Below are 14,870 nucleotides of genomic sequence, written 5' to 3' on the forward strand. Positions count from 1 at the left end.
GATGCATACCTTATAGAACGTAGCGATCGCGGAAGGTTAACAGCGCCTTTTCAAAACAGCTAAACGGCGGGTGAACGATGCCCGCCCCAATCATGCCGATACCGGCGTCCTTATGGGCAATGGCGGTATTAATGACCGGCAGAATGCCGCTGCCCGCGACCTTCGTGATGTCGATGGCGGACGGGATGCCCATAAACGACAGCAGCGGAATGGTGACGTTCGGGTTTTCGCCGAGAGTGATTTCGCGCATCTGGCGGGAGAAATCGATGGCTTCCTCCACCGTGCCGCCCACCAGCGCCACGATTGCCGGGGCTGTCGCCATCGCAAAGCCGCCGATGCCGTAGGTTTCGGTAATCGCGCTATCGCCGATATCCAGCCCGGAGTCTTCCGGCTTATAGCCCGCGAACATCGGGCCGATCACCTGCTGCGCCGGGCCGGTGAACCACTGCCCCGGCAGGCCGGAGACGCGCAGGCCGAACTCGTAGCCGTTGCGCGCCATGGTGGTGACGACGGTGCTGTACTCAATGCCGTGGGCGGCATCCAGCGCGGCCTTACACATTGCCATCCACGTCGGACCGGAGAAGTAGTCGCTGCTGGCGACAAACTCGAACACTTCACGCTGCTGCGCCACCGGATAGCCCGCCTGGATCAGCCCCGGCGTCAGCGCCTGAATAAGCAGCGTGGTGCCCGCGTTGTTGCGGTTGTGGCACTCGTCGCCCATGTGCAGCGCCTGGGCCAGCATCAGGCGCAGGTCGATTTCGCCGATAATCTTCATCGCGTCGCGCAGCATCGGGCCGAGCACGTCGCGCATCCAGTTCAGGCGCTCGATCACACTCTGGTCGTTAGCCCCCATGCGCAGGATCTTCGCCATTTGCTCGCTGAGGTTGGTGAAGGCGCGGTTGCCGTAAGTTTTGTTCTCAACGATGTGCATAAACATCGACGCGGAGGTAACACCCGCCATGGAGCCAACGCAGTCGTGCTCGTGGCACGGCGAGAAGGTGATGTCACCTGACGCCGCCAGCCTTGCGGCATCCTCCAGATCCGTCGCCAGCCCTTCAAACACCAGCGCGCCGGTAACCGCGCCTTTCATCGCCCCGCACATGTTTTCCCAGGTAACAGGCGGACCGGCGTGCAGAATGGTCGTGCGGGTCATGCCCGGCACCACGTTGATCGCCTGGTCATAGCCCACCAGCACCGGATGGGACTGAATAATCCGCTCCAGGGCAATGTTGTTCGCGGCGGCGATTTTCTCCGCCAGCGGTTTTTCCGCCAGCTGATCGAGCGCGTCCACCACCTGCATATTGCCCTGCCCCGGCGGCGTCCAGTCGAGCTGGGTCACGGGAACGTGCTGTTTTTTGAGGTCGTCGCTGAACATCGCAATCCCGACGTTAATCACGTTCAGCGGTTGGTTGAATAAGGTCGTCATTATGCTCTCTCCCCTTTGCAGACAAATTCGCGTGCCAGTAATCCGGTATTGGTGCTGCTGCTGGCCCAGATGACGCCTGCGTCGGTCAGCAGCTGGCACTGCTGGGCCAGCGACTGCGGATCCTGATCGGTGCCGAGCACGTAGCCGAGAATTTCCAGCGGACGGTTGTCGGCTTTCGCGATTGCCTGTGCCTCTTTGATCGCCTCGATCATCACCCCCACCGGATCCTCGTGTGCGCCAAAGCCCAGCACGAAGTCCATCACGATGACGCCCACCTGCGGATCGCGCGCCTCCTGTAGCAGGCGGCTGATGCGGTTGGTCGGGTCGATCATCGGGTGTGGTTTGCCGTTGGTGAAATCGTCGTCACCGAAATCAAGGAAGGTGTGGGCCTGGCTGACGCTGATGTCCTTCAGACGCCTGGCCGGATCCGGCTGGATGTTGCTGTAAACATCGTCAAACTTCTCCAGCGCGGCAAACATCGCTTCGTCGCACAGGGTGCCGCCGCAGAACAGGCCGCGAATGTACTTCTGCCGCGGCGTCAGGCGGGCGCGCACCTCTTCGATCAGCGGCCAGTTGAGCGGATGTAAATCCAGGGAGTCTTTTTTAATGCCGGTAAGCAGCACCGCTTTCAGGGCCGCCTCTTTGGTGCCACGAGCAAACTGCAAGCCGTCTTCATTGGCTGGTGGTTCGTTGCGGCCCAGGAAGCACACAACCACAGGTTTGCGGCAGGCGCGTGCCCGGGCCAGCACTTTCTCTGCCACCGCGGGTGCAGGCGGTTTGGAGATGAGCGCTATCACCCGGGTCGCGTCGTCCGCCTCCAGCATGTCGATGGCGTCGAGCATCATCAGGCCGCCAATCTTCTCGCTGAGATCGCGCCCGCCGGTGCCGATCAGCTGCGACACGCCGCCGCCGAACTCGTGAATGCGCACGCTCAGCTCCTGGCTACCGGTGCCGGAGGCGCCAACGATGCCAATTGGCCCGCGACGTACCGCGTTGGCAAAGCACAGCCCCGCGCCGTTGATAATGGCGGTGCCGCAGTCCGGCCCCATCATTAGCAATCCTTTGTCATGCGCCAGCTGCTTCAGCGCCAGCTCGTCGTCGAGCGACACATTATCGGAAAACAGCATCACGTTGAGATCGTTTTCCAGCGCCTGGCGCGCTTCGCGGGCGGCGAAGGTGCCGTTGACGGATATCACCGCAAGGTTGCTGTCCGGACGATGGGTTTTGGCGCTGGCAATCGTCGCGTAGCGTGCTTCATGGGAGCCAGCGCTCTCTTTACGCGTGAATAACGCTTCAATGGCGGCAAGGGTTTCCTCATTCGCCGCGTCGCCTTTAATAACGATCATCAGGTCGCCGTTTTTCGCGTCCGCTAATTCCGGCGTTAATAGCCCGAGGTTTTTTAATACCCCTTTGTTCATTTCCGTCGCCATCGCCACAAACGCCTGCTCGACGCCCGGCAATTTATTGGCTTTGGTGGAAACCGACATTAAGGAAACCGAATCGAAATACGTATTCTTTTTTATGACGATTTTGGTTGGCATTATTTTCACCTGTTTAAGATAAAAGGGGGCCGCCGTCGTGCTAAATGCACGTCGGTAACAATGCGTTTATTGATTAACGGCCAGCCAGGGGAAGGCTGACCGAATGCACTATGCGCCTGCCGCCAGCAGCAGGTCTGCGATCGCGTTGAAGCCTTTTTCCCGCGCCAGTTCGAGCGGGGTTTTGCCGTATTTATCGGTCATGTGCGGGTTCGCGCCGTGATCGAGCAGCAGCTTCACAATTTCCTGCTGCTTTGCGCCGCCGTCGTTTAATACGATGGCCTCCAGCAGCGGCGTCCAGCCGACAAAATTGGTGTGGTTGACGTTGATGTCGGTTTTTTCCAGCAGCTCGCGCACGATTTCAACGTGCCCTTTTTCACTGGCAGGGGTAATGCCCACGCCGCCAAAGCGCGTCAGACGGTCGAGATCCGGATCCGCCGGAAGGACAATGCGCAGCAGGGTTAAATCATTGGTCAGGCAGCCGATCAGGAAGGGGTTAAAACAGGTCTGGTCCTGTTTATCAATATCCGCCCCGGCGGCAATTAAAAACTCCACACAGGCGTAATGCTTTTTCAGGCTGGCAATAATAATGGCGGTTCTTTTCTGGCGGTTGGTCGCGTTAATATCCACGCCTTTCTCCAGGCAGGCTTTTAGCGCGTCGATATTGCCCTCTTCTGCCGCCAGCAGAAATTCTGTAACCAGTGCAGTTGCAGACATATTCAGACTCCCTATGTTTCACTTCTGATGACCTGAGAATAGCAACAGCCTGGTCATAAAAGAATCCGCTTAAAAATGATTCATCGACACGCAATTCATTGTTGAGTTAAATTCAACAGTCCGGGAGAAATGTGCGTCTGTGCAACCTTTTTCTTATGTTTTACCGCTTTTACGCGCTTCAGGCTGCATTATCCTTATGGCTGAAAAAGCCTTACACAGCGCGGCTCTACGTAAAAATCCAGAACTGTGACCGACATCAACCATGATGTAACGCCGGTGTTAAAATATGTTCAAAACTGATGGTAACCAGGAGCCATAATATGAATTCCATCTTTACCGAAGAGAATTTGCTGGCCTTCACCACCGCGGCACGCTTTGGCAGTTTTAGCAAAGCGGCTGCCGAGCTGGGCGTCACCACTTCCGCCATCAGTTACACCATCAAACGTATGGAGACCGGGCTGGACGTGGTGCTGTTTGTACGCAACACGCGCAGCATTGAGCTGACCGAATCCGGTTTTTATTTTTATCGTAAAGCGACCGACCTGCTGAATGACTTTCATGCCATCAAGCGCGGGATTGATACCATTTCGCAGGGCATTGAGACGCGGGTGCGCATCTGCATTAATCAGCTTTTGTATACGCCACGCCATACCGCGCGTTTGCTCCAGGTGCTGAAAAAACAGTTTCCTACCTGCCAAATCACGGTGACGACCGAGGTGTATAACGGCGTCTGGGATTCCATCATTAATAATCAGGCCAACATCGCCATTGGCGCGCCGGATACGCTGCTGGATGGCGGAGGCATCGATTACACCGAGATAGGCGCGATCCGCTGGGTATTTGCCATCGCGCCCACGCATCCGCTGGCGTTCGCCCCGGAGCCCATTTCTGAAAGTCAGCTGCGTCTGTATCCCAATATCATGGTCGAGGACACCGCGCATACCATCAACAAGAAGGTCGGCTGGCTGCTTCACGGTCAGGAGGCGATTCTGGTACCGGACTTTAACACCAAGTGTCAGTGTCAGATCCTGGGGGAGGGTATTGGATTTTTACCGGAGTATATGACGCGTGAGGCGGTGGAGGACGGGCTGCTGGTAAAGCGGCGAATCAATAATCCGCGCCAGGACTCGCGCATGCTGCTCGCCACGCAGCATGCGGCGACCGGTCAGGTCACGCGCTGGATCAAACAGCAGTTTGGCCCCGAGGGCGCGCTGACCCGGATCTACAGTGATCTATTGTGGCGTACCTAGCTTTTCGTCTGAACCCAAAACGCGTGGATAAGACCCGGGAAGTAACCCAGGATGGTCAGAAGGATGTTCAGGATAAACGCCCAGCCCAGTCCCTTGCCAAGCAGCACGCCCAGCGGCGGGAGAATAATCGTAAAAACAACGCGCCAAAAACCCATAAATAACTCCGTGCAAGCTAACCAATTGAAAATTATAAAAGACACTTCTCTAAGCGTAGCCAGTTTACGGGTAACTGCCATTCGTCTCTCGCGCTTTTACCTGCCTTTACCCTCTTTACACTGGCTGAAACCCTGCCTTAAATGCTCTACTGTTCTGAAATTGACCGTAAGGAAACACAATGTCTCTTCCTCTTATTTCGCCGCAGCAGGCAAACGCGCTTATTGCTGAAGGCGCCAAACTTATCGATATTCGCGACCCCGACGAGTATGCCCGCGAGCATATTCCAGCGGCGCACTCCATTCCGCTGGATTCGTTACCCGGCGGGCTTAACGCAGCGCCGGGAGAAACGGTGATTTTCCACTGTCAGTCTGGCGCAAGAACCGCAAACAATGATGCTCGTCTTGCCCGGGCAGCGTCCCCTGCGAACGCCTTTGTGGTTGAGGGAGGCATTCAGGGCTGGAAGCAGGCCGGGCTGCTGACCGTTGAAGATAAATCGCAGCCGCTTCCGCTGATGCGTCAGGTGCAGATCGCCGCCGGGCTGCTGATTCTCTGCGGCGTGGTGCTGGGTTACAGCGTCTCCAGCGGCTTTTTCCTGCTAAGCGGTTTTGTGGGCGCCGGGCTGCTGTTCGCCGGAGTGACAGGTTTTTGCGGTATGGCGCGACTGCTGAAAGTGATGCCGTGGAACCGACGTACCTGATAAGGGGTATCTGAAAGATTAGGCTGTACCCCGCCCCGGACGTGGGCTATGGTGAAGATCGTGACAATGATGAGGAGGTGCTATGTTTTCTGTCGGTGATTATGTCCAACCGCGTCAGGGCGGTCCGAAACTGAAAGTGCTCGAAGTAAATGGTGAAAACATTGTGGCCGTGCAGGCCAGCAATGAGCAGGGCGAGAAATATCACCTGAAAGCGGCGGACGTAGTTCTGTACTCCGAAGAAGGTGACTTTGGCGTCTGCTAAGTCAATAATCGGGCGGAATACACCGCCCGAATAATCATCAGATCAGGAAATCGTCCAGCGATTTACCGTTTGCCAGTGCGTTCGCAATTGGCTTTGGCGTACGTCCCTGACCGGTCCACGTTTTCTCTTCACCGTTCGCGTCGATGAAACGATATTTCGCCGCACGCGCTTTACGTTTTTTAGCCGGCTGGCCCGCATGAGCCAGTTCTCCGCCTAACAGATCGCTCGGGGAAATACCGTCTGCCTTCATCAATTCCAGCAGAGCATTAATTTTATCCTGCTGTTCAGCGCGCTGGCGCTCTAATTCAGCCTGCTCGCTGCGTTTTTCTTCTGTGACAATCCGAACTTTTTCCAGCACTTCTTCCAGAACATCCATGGATAATTCACGCGCCAGCGCCCGGAGGGTACGGATATTATTAAGATTCTGTAACGTTAAAGCCATAATAATGAAAAACCTTTCTTCGTGTGTATAACATAAATCAGGCAACAGAATAATTGATTTTTGTTCTGATATCTACCCACTCTGTCGTTTTGACATTATTGTAAATGTTTTAGAATATCCCGTTAATATAACCCCGAATTACCTGTCAGTTTTAATGCGTAATATTCCGTCCTGCACCTGGTCAAAAATCCCTGTTTAATGCCGTTCAAAAAACCGCCCGGCATCCTCCGAATAACAAACGTTATACGCTTGCTCAGATAAGCTAATAGTTTGATTTCGTTTAATAAAACGGTGAATGGGAAAGAAAATAACGACTCGCACAAAAAACAGCCAACTTTAGAGAATTTTATGGACAAAGCGCCCATAAATAAAAATTAATCACTACTTGTTAGTTAAAAGCCAGAGGGATACGCTATACACTCAAAACAAACCAACCTAAAGCACTAAACGCCGCAGGTAAAAACGCCACTTTTTTGTCCTGTTCGAGGAGTTCAGACATGTTCTCACCGCAGTCTCGCCTGCGCCATGCGGTAGCGGATACGTTCGCGATGGTCGTTTACTGTTCCGTCGTAAACATGCTGATTGAAATTTTCCTGTCCGGAATGACCTTTGAGCAGTCCCTCTCATCGCGCCTGGTGGCCATTCCGGTGAATATCATGATTGCCTGGCCGTACGGAATGTATCGCGATGCGGTGATGCGTTTCGCCCGGCGTATTAGCCCGGCAGGTTGGGTAAAAAACCTGGCGGACGTGCTGGCTTACGTGACGTTCCAGTCCCCGGTGTATGTGGTTATTTTGCTGACGGTGGGCGCAGACTGGCATCAAATCGCCGCCGCGGTAAGTTCAAATATCGTGGTATCTATGCTGATGGGTGCGGTGTACGGTTACTTCCTTGACTACTGCCGCCGCCTGTTTAAAGTCAGCCCTTATAGCCAGGCAAAAGCGTAAGATAAGGCGACTGGCTCATGCCAGTCGCTGAGTTATTGTACGTCGCCAAACAGCCCTTTCAGGAAACGCTCCAGCGCCATACGCGAGCTGAAACCGTGCGGAATACCATAATGTTCATGCGTCTCGCCGCCTAAATAGAGCGGAAATTGCTGATAATGATCGCAGGTTTTAATATCCGAGGCGGGCTCAGCAAATGACAGGCTTCTGTCTTTGAGTGTCGGGTGAATAATGAGAGCAGTACGCCCCATTCTTGCTTCACGGTTGACGTAAACATAATTCTCACCACGGCGATATCCGTACGCTTTTGATGTTACCTCATCCATGGTGAACCCTTCTTTTTCAAGAACGCGCGCCACCTCATCGGGTCGTAAATACATATCTTTTCCTCATTATCATACCTGCCGGGCAACCTTACAGTATTCAGCATTAGCAGGGCTTTCAGAATATTCCATAAACTGCCCGTTAAGCCGTGACTCGCTTCAGATATTACATTTCTGGACTAAACTAAACGGGAACACAAATTATGGAGGATCGTATGTTTAACAGACCGAACCGAAACGATATTAACGACGACACCCAGGATATTCGTAACGATGTCAGCCAATTAGCGGACACGCTGGAAGCCGTATTGAAATCCTGGGGCTCTGACGCGAAGGACGAAGCAGATGCCGCGAAACGTAAGGCTCAGTCTCTGCTGCGTGAAACGCGCGCAAGGATGAATGGCCGCTCACGTACCACTCAGGCGGCCTGCGATATGGCCAGCTGCGCCACCACCTTCGTACGTGAAAAACCGCTGTGTACGCTGGGAACGGTCGCGGCAGTCGGGATTTTTGTCGGCGCCCTGCTTAGCCTGCGTAAGTAAGCACGCGTTCTCAGCCCCGGCAGCCTCAGGCGCCGGGGCTTTTCATTGCCTGAAAGCCTGAAAAACCCGCGCAGTTCGCCCTGCCCCGCCAGGCTCATCATTGGGGCCTTATCAATCTGAATTTCCCATATCTTGTGTGGTTGAAAGTTATCTCAACTACATCTAGTATTCCCTTTAGCAAGACAGACACAACATGACGCGTTTACTCGCGCCGTTCTCTAATTCTAAATGGAAATACGAATCATGAGCATTATTATTTACACTCGTAACGATTGTGTTCAGTGCCACGCCACGAAACGGGCGATGGAGAGCCGCGGCGTGGCATTTGAGATGGTCAATATAGATCAGGTGCCTGACGCGGCAGACACCCTGCGGGCGCAGGGTTTCCGTCAGCTTCCGGTCGTGGTTGCCGGCGACACCAGCTGGTCTGGCTTTCGTCCGGACATGATCAACCGCCTTGCCGCTCAGGGCGTCAGTGCATGAGCAGGCTGGTCTACTTTTCCAGCAGCTCGGAAAACACGCTTCGGTTTATGGAGCGTCTCGGGCTGCCCGCGATTCGCATTCCGCTGAACGAGCGGGAGCGTATTCAGGTAGACGAACCCTACATTCTGGTAGTGCCCAGCTATGGCGGTGGCGGCACCGCGGGGGCTGTGCCTCGTCAGGTGATCCGCTTTCTGAACGATCCCCATAACCGGCAGCTGATTCGCGGCGTGATCGCGGCAGGCAATCGTAACTTCGGCGAGGCCTTTGCCCGCGCCGGGGATGTCATCTCTCAAAAATGCGGCGTGCCGTATCTCTATCGTTTTGAACTGATGGGGACACAGCAGGACGTAGAGAACGTGCGTAAAGGAGTGAACGAATTTTGGCAACGACAACCGCAGAGCGCGTGATTCAGGCGACGCCGGATTACCATGCATTAAACGCCATGCTAAACCTCTATGACCGGGAGGGGCGCATTCAGTTTGGCAAAGATCGTGAGGCGGTGGACGCCTTTTTTGCCGCTCATGTACGCCCGAACAGCGTCGTCTTTGGCAGCCAGCAGGAACGTCTCGACTGGCTGGTAAAAGAGGGTTATTACGAAGAGCGCGTCCTGACCCGCTACGACCGCGCCTTCGCGGTGGCATTGTTTGAACGGGCGCACGCCAGCGGTTTTCGCTTCCAGACGTTTCTCGGCGCGTGGAAGTATTACACCAGCTACACCCTGAAAACCTTCGACGGCAAACGCTATTTAGAAAGCTTTGAAGATCGGGTGGTGATGGTAGCCCTGACGCTGGCGCAGGGCGATGAAGCCCTGGCCGAAAGACTGACGGAGGAGATCCTCTCTGGCCGCTTCCAGCCCGCCACGCCAACCTTCCTTAACTGCGGCAAAGCCCAGCGCGGCGAGCTGGTCTCCTGCTTCCTGCTGCGTATTGAAGACAATATGGAGTCGATTGGCCGTGCGGTAAATTCGGCGCTACAGCTTTCGAAACGCGGCGGCGGCGTGGCATTTCTGCTTTCGAACCTGCGGGAAGCGGGCGCGCCGATCAAGCGCATCGAAAATCAGTCCTCCGGCGTCATCCCGGTGATGAAGATGCTGGAAGATGCCTTCTCATACGCCAACCAGCTTGGCGCACGTCAGGGCGCGGGTGCGGTTTATCTGCACGCGCATCATCCGGACATTCTGCGTTTTCTGGATACCAAACGTGAAAACGCCGACGAAAAGATCCGCATTAAAACCCTGTCGCTCGGCGTGGTGATCCCGGATATCACGTTTAAGCTGGCCAAAGAAAATGCCGACATGGCGCTTTTCTCGCCGTATGACGTCGAGCGTATCTACGGCAAAGCCTTTGGCGATGTGGCCATCAGCGAACTTTATGACGAACTGGTGACGGACGAGCGCATTCGTAAGAAATACATTAACGCCCGCGACTTTTTCCAGACGCTGGCCGAAATTCAGTTTGAGTCCGGGTACCCGTACATCATGTACGAGGATACGGTGAACCGCGCCAACCCGATTGCCGGGCGCATCAACATGAGCAATCTGTGCTCGGAAATTTTGCAGGTCAACAGCGCGTCCAGTTACGACGAGAACCTCGACTACGCGGATATCGGCAAAGATATCTCCTGCAATCTCGGTTCGCTGAATATTGCCCACACCATGGATTCCCCCGATTTTGGCCGCACGGTAGAGACCGCCATTCGCGGGCTGACGGCGGTATCGGACATGAGCCACATCCGCAGCGTACCGTCCATTGAGGCGGGCAACGCCGCGTCGCATGCCATCGGCCTTGGGCAGATGAACCTGCACGGCTATCTGGCGCGGGAGGGTATCGCCTACGGCAGCCCGGAAGGGCTGGATTTCACCAACCTTTATTTCTATACCATCACCTGGCATGCGCTGCATACCTCGATGATGCTGGCGCGCGAACGCAACCAGCGGTTCGCAGGCTTTGAGCAGTCCCGCTACGCCAGCGGAGAGTATTTCAGCCAGTATCTGGAAGGCGACTGGCAGCCGAAAACCGAAAAAGTACGCGCGCTTTTCGACCGCGCCGGCATTACCCTGCCGACGCGTGAGATGTGGCAACAGCTGCGTGAGGATGTGATGCACTACGGCATCTATAACCAGAACCTTCAGGCGGTTCCTCCAACCGGCTCCATTTCCTATATAAATCATGCCACGTCGAGCATCCATCCGATCGTGTCGAAGATTGAAATCCGCAAGGAAGGCAAAACCGGACGCGTCTACTACCCTGCCCCGTTTATGACTAACGAGAATCTGGCTCTGTACCAGGACGCCTATGAGATCGGCCCGGAAAAGATCATTGATACCTACGCCGAGGCGACCAGACATGTGGACCAGGGGCTGTCGCTGACGCTCTTCTTCCCGGACACCGCCACCACGCGGGACATCAATAAAGCGCAGATCTACGCCTGGAAGAGAGGCATCAAAACGCTGTACTACATTCGCCTGCGCCAGCTCGCGCTGGAAGGTACCGAAATTGAAGGCTGCGTGTCCTGCGCGCTGTAAGGAGAAAGGATGAAACTGTCACGCGTAAGTGCCGTTAACTGGAACAAAATTCAGGATGATAAAGACCTGGAGGTCTGGAACCGCCTGACCAGCAACTTCTGGCTGCCGGAAAAGGTGCCGCTCTCCAACGATATTCCGGCCTGGCAAACCCTGAGCCATGCCGAGCAGCAGCTGACAATCCGCGTCTTTACCGGCCTGACGCTGCTGGACACCATTCAGAATACCGTGGGTGCGCCCGCGCTGATGAGTGATGCGCTGACCCCGCACGAAGAGGCGGTAATGTCGAATATCAGCTTTATGGAGGCGGTCCATGCCCGCTCTTACAGCTCGATTTTCTCCACCCTGTGCCAGACCAGAGACGTGGACGCGGCCTACGCCTGGAGCGAAGAGAGCGCGTCATTGCAGCGCAAGGCAGATCTGGTGCTGGAATATTACCGGGCCGACGAGCCGCTGAAGAAGAAGATCGCCAGCGTGTTCCTGGAATCTTTTCTCTTCTATTCCGGCTTCTGGCTGCCCATGTACTGGTCGAGCCGGGGCAAGCTCACCAATACCGCCGATTTGATTCGCCTCATCATCCGCGATGAAGCGGTACACGGGTATTACATCGGCTATAAGTACCAGAAAGGACTGGAGAAAGTCACCCCGGAAAAACGCGAGGAACTCAAAGGTTTTGCCCTCGATTTACTAATTGATCTGTATGACAACGAGCTGAGCTATACCGAGGAGCTGTACGCCGGAACGGGCTGGGAAGAGGACGTAAAAGCCTTCCTCTGCTACAACGCCAACAAGGCGCTGATGAACCTGGGCTACGAAGCGTTATTCCCACCGGAAATGGCGGAAGTGAACCCGGCGATCCTCGCGGCGCTGTCGCCCAACGCCGATGAAAACCACGACTTCTTTTCCGGGTCCGGCTCGTCGTACGTGATGGGTAAAGCGGTGGAGACGCAAGACGAGGACTGGGATTTTTAATGAATGAATTAACGTTCATTAATTAACTCTACATTTCATTATTTTCAGCCGAATATTCCACTACGTACTACACTGTAATTTCTCCTTCATATTCGCCTGAATCACACCGATTCAGGCGAAATTCTCCCATGCAGTAGCAAAAAATTGAGAAAAATTCAAAGCGCCCTCAGCCCTTTATTCATGGGAAATTCAGCCGTTTCGCTTGCGGTAAAATTCCGACCTGAGGCAGGTCCAGGGTTGTCTCAGATTCTGAGTATGTTAGGGTAATGCCAGTTAACTATTTACCATGGTAATCATATCGACATAAACAAATAACAGGACACTCTCTATTGCATGGCAATTAAATTAGAAGTGAAAAATCTTTATAAAGTATTTGGCGAGCACCCACAGCGTGCTTTCAAATATATTGAGAAAGGCCTTTCGAAAGAGCAAATTCTGGAAAAAACCGGGCTATCGCTTGGCGTTAAAGACGCCAGTCTGGCCATTGAAGAAGGCGAGATTTTTGTCATCATGGGATTATCCGGTTCGGGTAAATCCACTATGGTTCGCCTTCTCAATCGCCTGATTGAACCCACCCGCGGACAGGTGCTGATTGACGGCGTTGATATCGCCAGAATATCAGACGCGGAACTCCGCGAGGTGCGCAGAAAGAAAATTGCGATGGTGTTTCAGTCATTTGCACTGATGCCGCACATGACGGTACTCGATAATACCGCCTTTGGCATGGAGTTAGCCGGCACGCCCGCTCAGGAACGTCAGGAAAAAGCCCTTGATGCACTGCGTCAGGTCGGGCTGGAAAATTATGCTCATGCGTATCCGGATGAGCTCTCCGGCGGTATGCGTCAGCGCGTAGGATTAGCGCGCGCATTAGCGATTAATCCGGATATTTTATTAATGGACGAAGCCTTCTCGGCGCTCGATCCCTTAATTCGCACCGAGATGCAGGATGAGTTGGTAAAATTACAGGCCAAACATCAGCGCACCATTGTTTTTATTTCTCACGATCTGGATGAAGCCATGCGTATTGGCGACCGTATCGCCATTATGCAAAATGGTGAAGTGGTGCAGGTCGGCACACCGGATGAAATTCTCAATAATCCGGCGAATGATTATGTGCGCACCTTCTTCCGCGGCGTGGATATTAGCCACGTATTCAGTGCGAAAGATATTGCCCGTCGAACACCAAACGGCATTATTCGAAAAACGCCAGGTTTTGGTCCGCGCTCCGCGCTGAAGCTGTTGCAGGACGAAGACCGTGAATACGGTTATCTGGTTGAACGCGGCAATAAATTTGTCGGCGTTGTCTCCATCGACTCCCTGAAAACCGCCCTGAGCGAAAACCAGGGAATCGATGCGGCGTTGATTGACGCTCCGCTTGCCGTGGACGCCGAAACGCCGCTCAGCGAGTTGCTCTCTCACGTGGGTCAGGCGCCGTGCGCCGTGCCGGTTGTCGGTGAAGAACAACAGTACGTTGGCATCATCTCAAAACGGATGCTGCTACAGGCTTTAGATCGCGAGGGGACAAACAATGGCTGATCAATCAAACCCATGGGGCACCACTGAAGCAGCGGACAGCGCGGCGCAATCTGCCGATGCGTGGGGGTCGACGCCTGCGCCTGCCGATGGCGGCGGCGCGGCAGACTGGCTCAACAGCGCACCGGCGCCTGCCCCAGAGCATTTCAATATTATGGATCCGTTCCACAAGACGCTGATCCCGCTGGATAGCTGGGTAACGGAGGGGATCGACTGGGTCGTTACCCACTTCCGTCCGGTGTTCCAGGGGATCCGCATCCCGGTGGATTACATCCTGAACGGCTTCCAGCAGCTGATGCTGGGCATGCCCGCGCCGGTGGCGATTATCTTGTTCTCGCTGATCGCATGGCAGTTCGGCAGCGCGGGTATGGGGATCGCCACGCTGATCTCCCTGATTGCCATCGGCGCGATTGGCGCGTGGTCTCAGGCGATGATCACCCTGGCGCTGGTGCTGACCGCCCTGCTGTTCTGCGTGGCGATCGGCCTGCCGATGGGGATCTGGCTGGCGCGCAGCCCCCGGGCCGCAAAAATTATCCGCCCGCTGCTGGATGCGATGCAGACCACGCCAGCGTTCGTTTACCTGGTGCCTATCGTGATGCTGTTCGGCATCGGTAACGTACCGGGGGTGGTCGTGACCATTATCTTTGCCCTGCCGCCGATTATTCGCCTGACCATTCTGGGCATTAACCAGGTGCCTGCGGATCTGATAGAGGCATCACGCTCGTTTGGCGCCAGCCCGCGTCAGATGCTGTTTAAGGTTCAGCTTCCGCTGGCGATGCCGACCATTATGGCAGGTGTTAACCAGACGCTGATGCTGGCGCTGTCGATGGTGGTGATCGCCTCAATGATTGCCGTTGGCGGGTTAGGTCAGATGGTACTGCGCGGCATTGGCCGTCTCGATATGGGGCTGGCGACCGTCGGCGGCGTCGGGATTGTGATCCTCGCCATCATTCTTGACCGCCTGACCCAGGCTGTCGGTCGTGATTCACGCAGTCGCGGCAACCGTCGCTGGTATACCACCGGCCCTGTCGGGTTACTCACCCGCCCATTCACAAAATAAGGAA

The 14,870-nt window shown here is 55.0% G+C and carries 17 protein-coding genes; 11 read left to right on the forward strand and 6 right to left on the reverse strand.

The genetic code is table 11. The annotated features are described in order from the left end of the window. Nucleotides 1–10: 10 nt before the first annotated feature. From BFV65_RS16225 to BFV65_RS16235, 3 genes are all read right to left on the reverse strand, one after another. A complete protein-coding gene (locus tag BFV65_RS16225) occupies nt 11–1,426 on the reverse strand; it encodes a YlbE family protein (protein WP_069596887.1) in 1,416 nt (471 codons plus the stop codon). Further along, complete coding sequence (gene fdrA, locus BFV65_RS16230) at nt 1,426–2,967, reverse strand: acyl-CoA synthetase FdrA (RefSeq protein WP_069596888.1); 1,542 nt, start codon at nt 2,965–2,967, stop codon at nt 1,426–1,428. Before fdrA ends, BFV65_RS16225 begins: the two co-directional genes overlap by 1 nt. 108 nt (nt 2,968–3,075) lie before the next feature. Further along, a complete protein-coding gene (locus BFV65_RS16235) occupies nt 3,076–3,681 on the reverse strand; it encodes an ankyrin repeat domain-containing protein (RefSeq protein WP_022649123.1) in 606 nt (201 codons plus the stop codon). Nucleotides 3,682–4,001: 320 nt separating this feature from the next. On the opposite strand from BFV65_RS16235, the gene BFV65_RS16240 reads away from it, so the two are divergent. Continuing rightward, a complete protein-coding gene (locus BFV65_RS16240; RefSeq protein ID WP_032625925.1) occupies nt 4,002–4,931 on the forward strand; it encodes a LysR substrate-binding domain-containing protein in 930 nt (309 codons plus the stop codon). Here the strand turns inward: BFV65_RS16240 and BFV65_RS16245 are convergent. Then, nucleotides 4,928–5,086: a YqaE/Pmp3 family membrane protein gene (locus BFV65_RS16245; protein WP_003862203.1), complete on the reverse strand. Its 159-nt coding sequence runs from the start codon at nt 5,084–5,086 to the stop codon at nt 4,928–4,930. The two genes, BFV65_RS16240 and BFV65_RS16245, sit on opposite strands and share 4 nt — an antisense overlap. A 179-nt stretch (nt 5,087–5,265) precedes the next feature. Between BFV65_RS16245 and BFV65_RS16250 the strand changes: the two genes are divergently transcribed. Continuing rightward, the gene (locus BFV65_RS16250; protein WP_022649125.1) at nt 5,266–5,784 is read left to right on the forward strand and encodes a rhodanese family protein; all 519 of its coding nucleotides are present in this window, start codon (nt 5,266–5,268) and stop codon (nt 5,782–5,784) included. 82 nt (nt 5,785–5,866) lie between these two features. Further along, complete coding sequence (locus BFV65_RS16255) at nt 5,867–6,046, forward strand: GDFGVC terminal motif YodC-like protein (RefSeq protein WP_006811690.1); 180 nt, start codon at nt 5,867–5,869, stop codon at nt 6,044–6,046. Nucleotides 6,047–6,083: 37 nt separating this feature from the next. Here the strand turns inward: BFV65_RS16255 and stpA are convergent, their stop codons facing one another. After that, entirely contained in the window at nt 6,084–6,488 is a 405-nt protein-coding gene (gene stpA, locus BFV65_RS16260) for a DNA-binding protein StpA (protein WP_022649126.1), read from the reverse strand. A gap of 497 nt (nt 6,489–6,985) precedes the next feature. On the opposite strand from stpA, the gene alaE reads away from it, so the two are divergent. Continuing rightward, nucleotides 6,986–7,435 carry an L-alanine exporter AlaE gene (gene alaE / locus BFV65_RS16265; RefSeq protein WP_022649127.1) on the forward strand — a complete coding sequence of 150 codons (450 nt, stop codon included), beginning with the start codon at nt 6,986–6,988 and terminating at the stop codon, nt 7,433–7,435. 32 nt (nt 7,436–7,467) lie between these two features. On the opposite strand, the gene BFV65_RS16270 is transcribed toward alaE, so the two are convergent. Continuing rightward, nucleotides 7,468–7,812, reverse strand: coding sequence for a DUF2002 family protein (locus BFV65_RS16270; protein WP_006811693.1), 345 nt, complete (start codon nt 7,810–7,812; stop codon nt 7,468–7,470). Nucleotides 7,813–7,970: 158 nt separating this feature from the next. Here BFV65_RS16270 and BFV65_RS16275 point away from each other — a divergent pair, with 158 nt between their 5' ends. The 7 genes from BFV65_RS16275 to proW all read left to right on the forward strand — a co-directional run bounded on the left by BFV65_RS16275 (nt 7,971) and on the right by proW (nt 14,866). Next, on the forward strand, nt 7,971–8,297 hold the full coding sequence (locus BFV65_RS16275) for an ElaB/YgaM/YqjD family protein (RefSeq protein ID WP_017382769.1): 327 nt from the start codon (nt 7,971–7,973) through the stop codon (nt 8,295–8,297). Between the two features lie 243 nt (nt 8,298–8,540). Next, entirely contained in the window at nt 8,541–8,780 is a 240-nt protein-coding gene (gene nrdH / locus BFV65_RS16280; RefSeq protein ID WP_017382770.1) for a glutaredoxin-like protein NrdH, read from the forward strand. Further along, complete coding sequence (gene nrdI, locus BFV65_RS16285; RefSeq protein ID WP_022649128.1) at nt 8,777–9,187, forward strand: class Ib ribonucleoside-diphosphate reductase assembly flavoprotein NrdI; 411 nt, start codon at nt 8,777–8,779, stop codon at nt 9,185–9,187. The genes nrdH and nrdI overlap by 4 nt, the downstream gene beginning before the upstream one ends. After that, entirely contained in the window at nt 9,160–11,304 is a 2,145-nt protein-coding gene (nrdE, locus tag BFV65_RS16290; RefSeq protein WP_045308451.1) for a class 1b ribonucleoside-diphosphate reductase subunit alpha, read from the forward strand. The genes nrdI and nrdE overlap by 28 nt, the downstream gene beginning before the upstream one ends. A gap of 9 nt (nt 11,305–11,313) precedes the next feature. Continuing rightward, nucleotides 11,314–12,273: a class 1b ribonucleoside-diphosphate reductase subunit beta gene (gene nrdF / locus BFV65_RS16295; protein ID WP_063147469.1), complete on the forward strand. Its 960-nt coding sequence runs from the start codon at nt 11,314–11,316 to the stop codon at nt 12,271–12,273. 333 nt (nt 12,274–12,606) lie between these two features. Next, on the forward strand, nt 12,607–13,809 hold the full coding sequence (gene proV / locus BFV65_RS16300) for a glycine betaine/L-proline ABC transporter ATP-binding protein ProV (protein ID WP_022649131.1): 1,203 nt from the start codon (nt 12,607–12,609) through the stop codon (nt 13,807–13,809). Beyond that, nucleotides 13,802–14,866 carry a glycine betaine/L-proline ABC transporter permease ProW gene (gene proW / locus BFV65_RS16305; RefSeq protein ID WP_022649132.1) on the forward strand — a complete coding sequence of 355 codons (1,065 nt, stop codon included), beginning with the start codon at nt 13,802–13,804 and terminating at the stop codon, nt 14,864–14,866. Before proV ends, proW begins: the two co-directional genes overlap by 8 nt. Nucleotides 14,867–14,870 lie beyond the last annotated feature (4 nt).

It is taken from the genome of Enterobacter hormaechei subsp. hoffmannii (assembly GCF_001729745.1).
Classification (GTDB): Bacteria; Pseudomonadota; Gammaproteobacteria; order Enterobacterales; family Enterobacteriaceae; genus Enterobacter; species Enterobacter intestinihominis.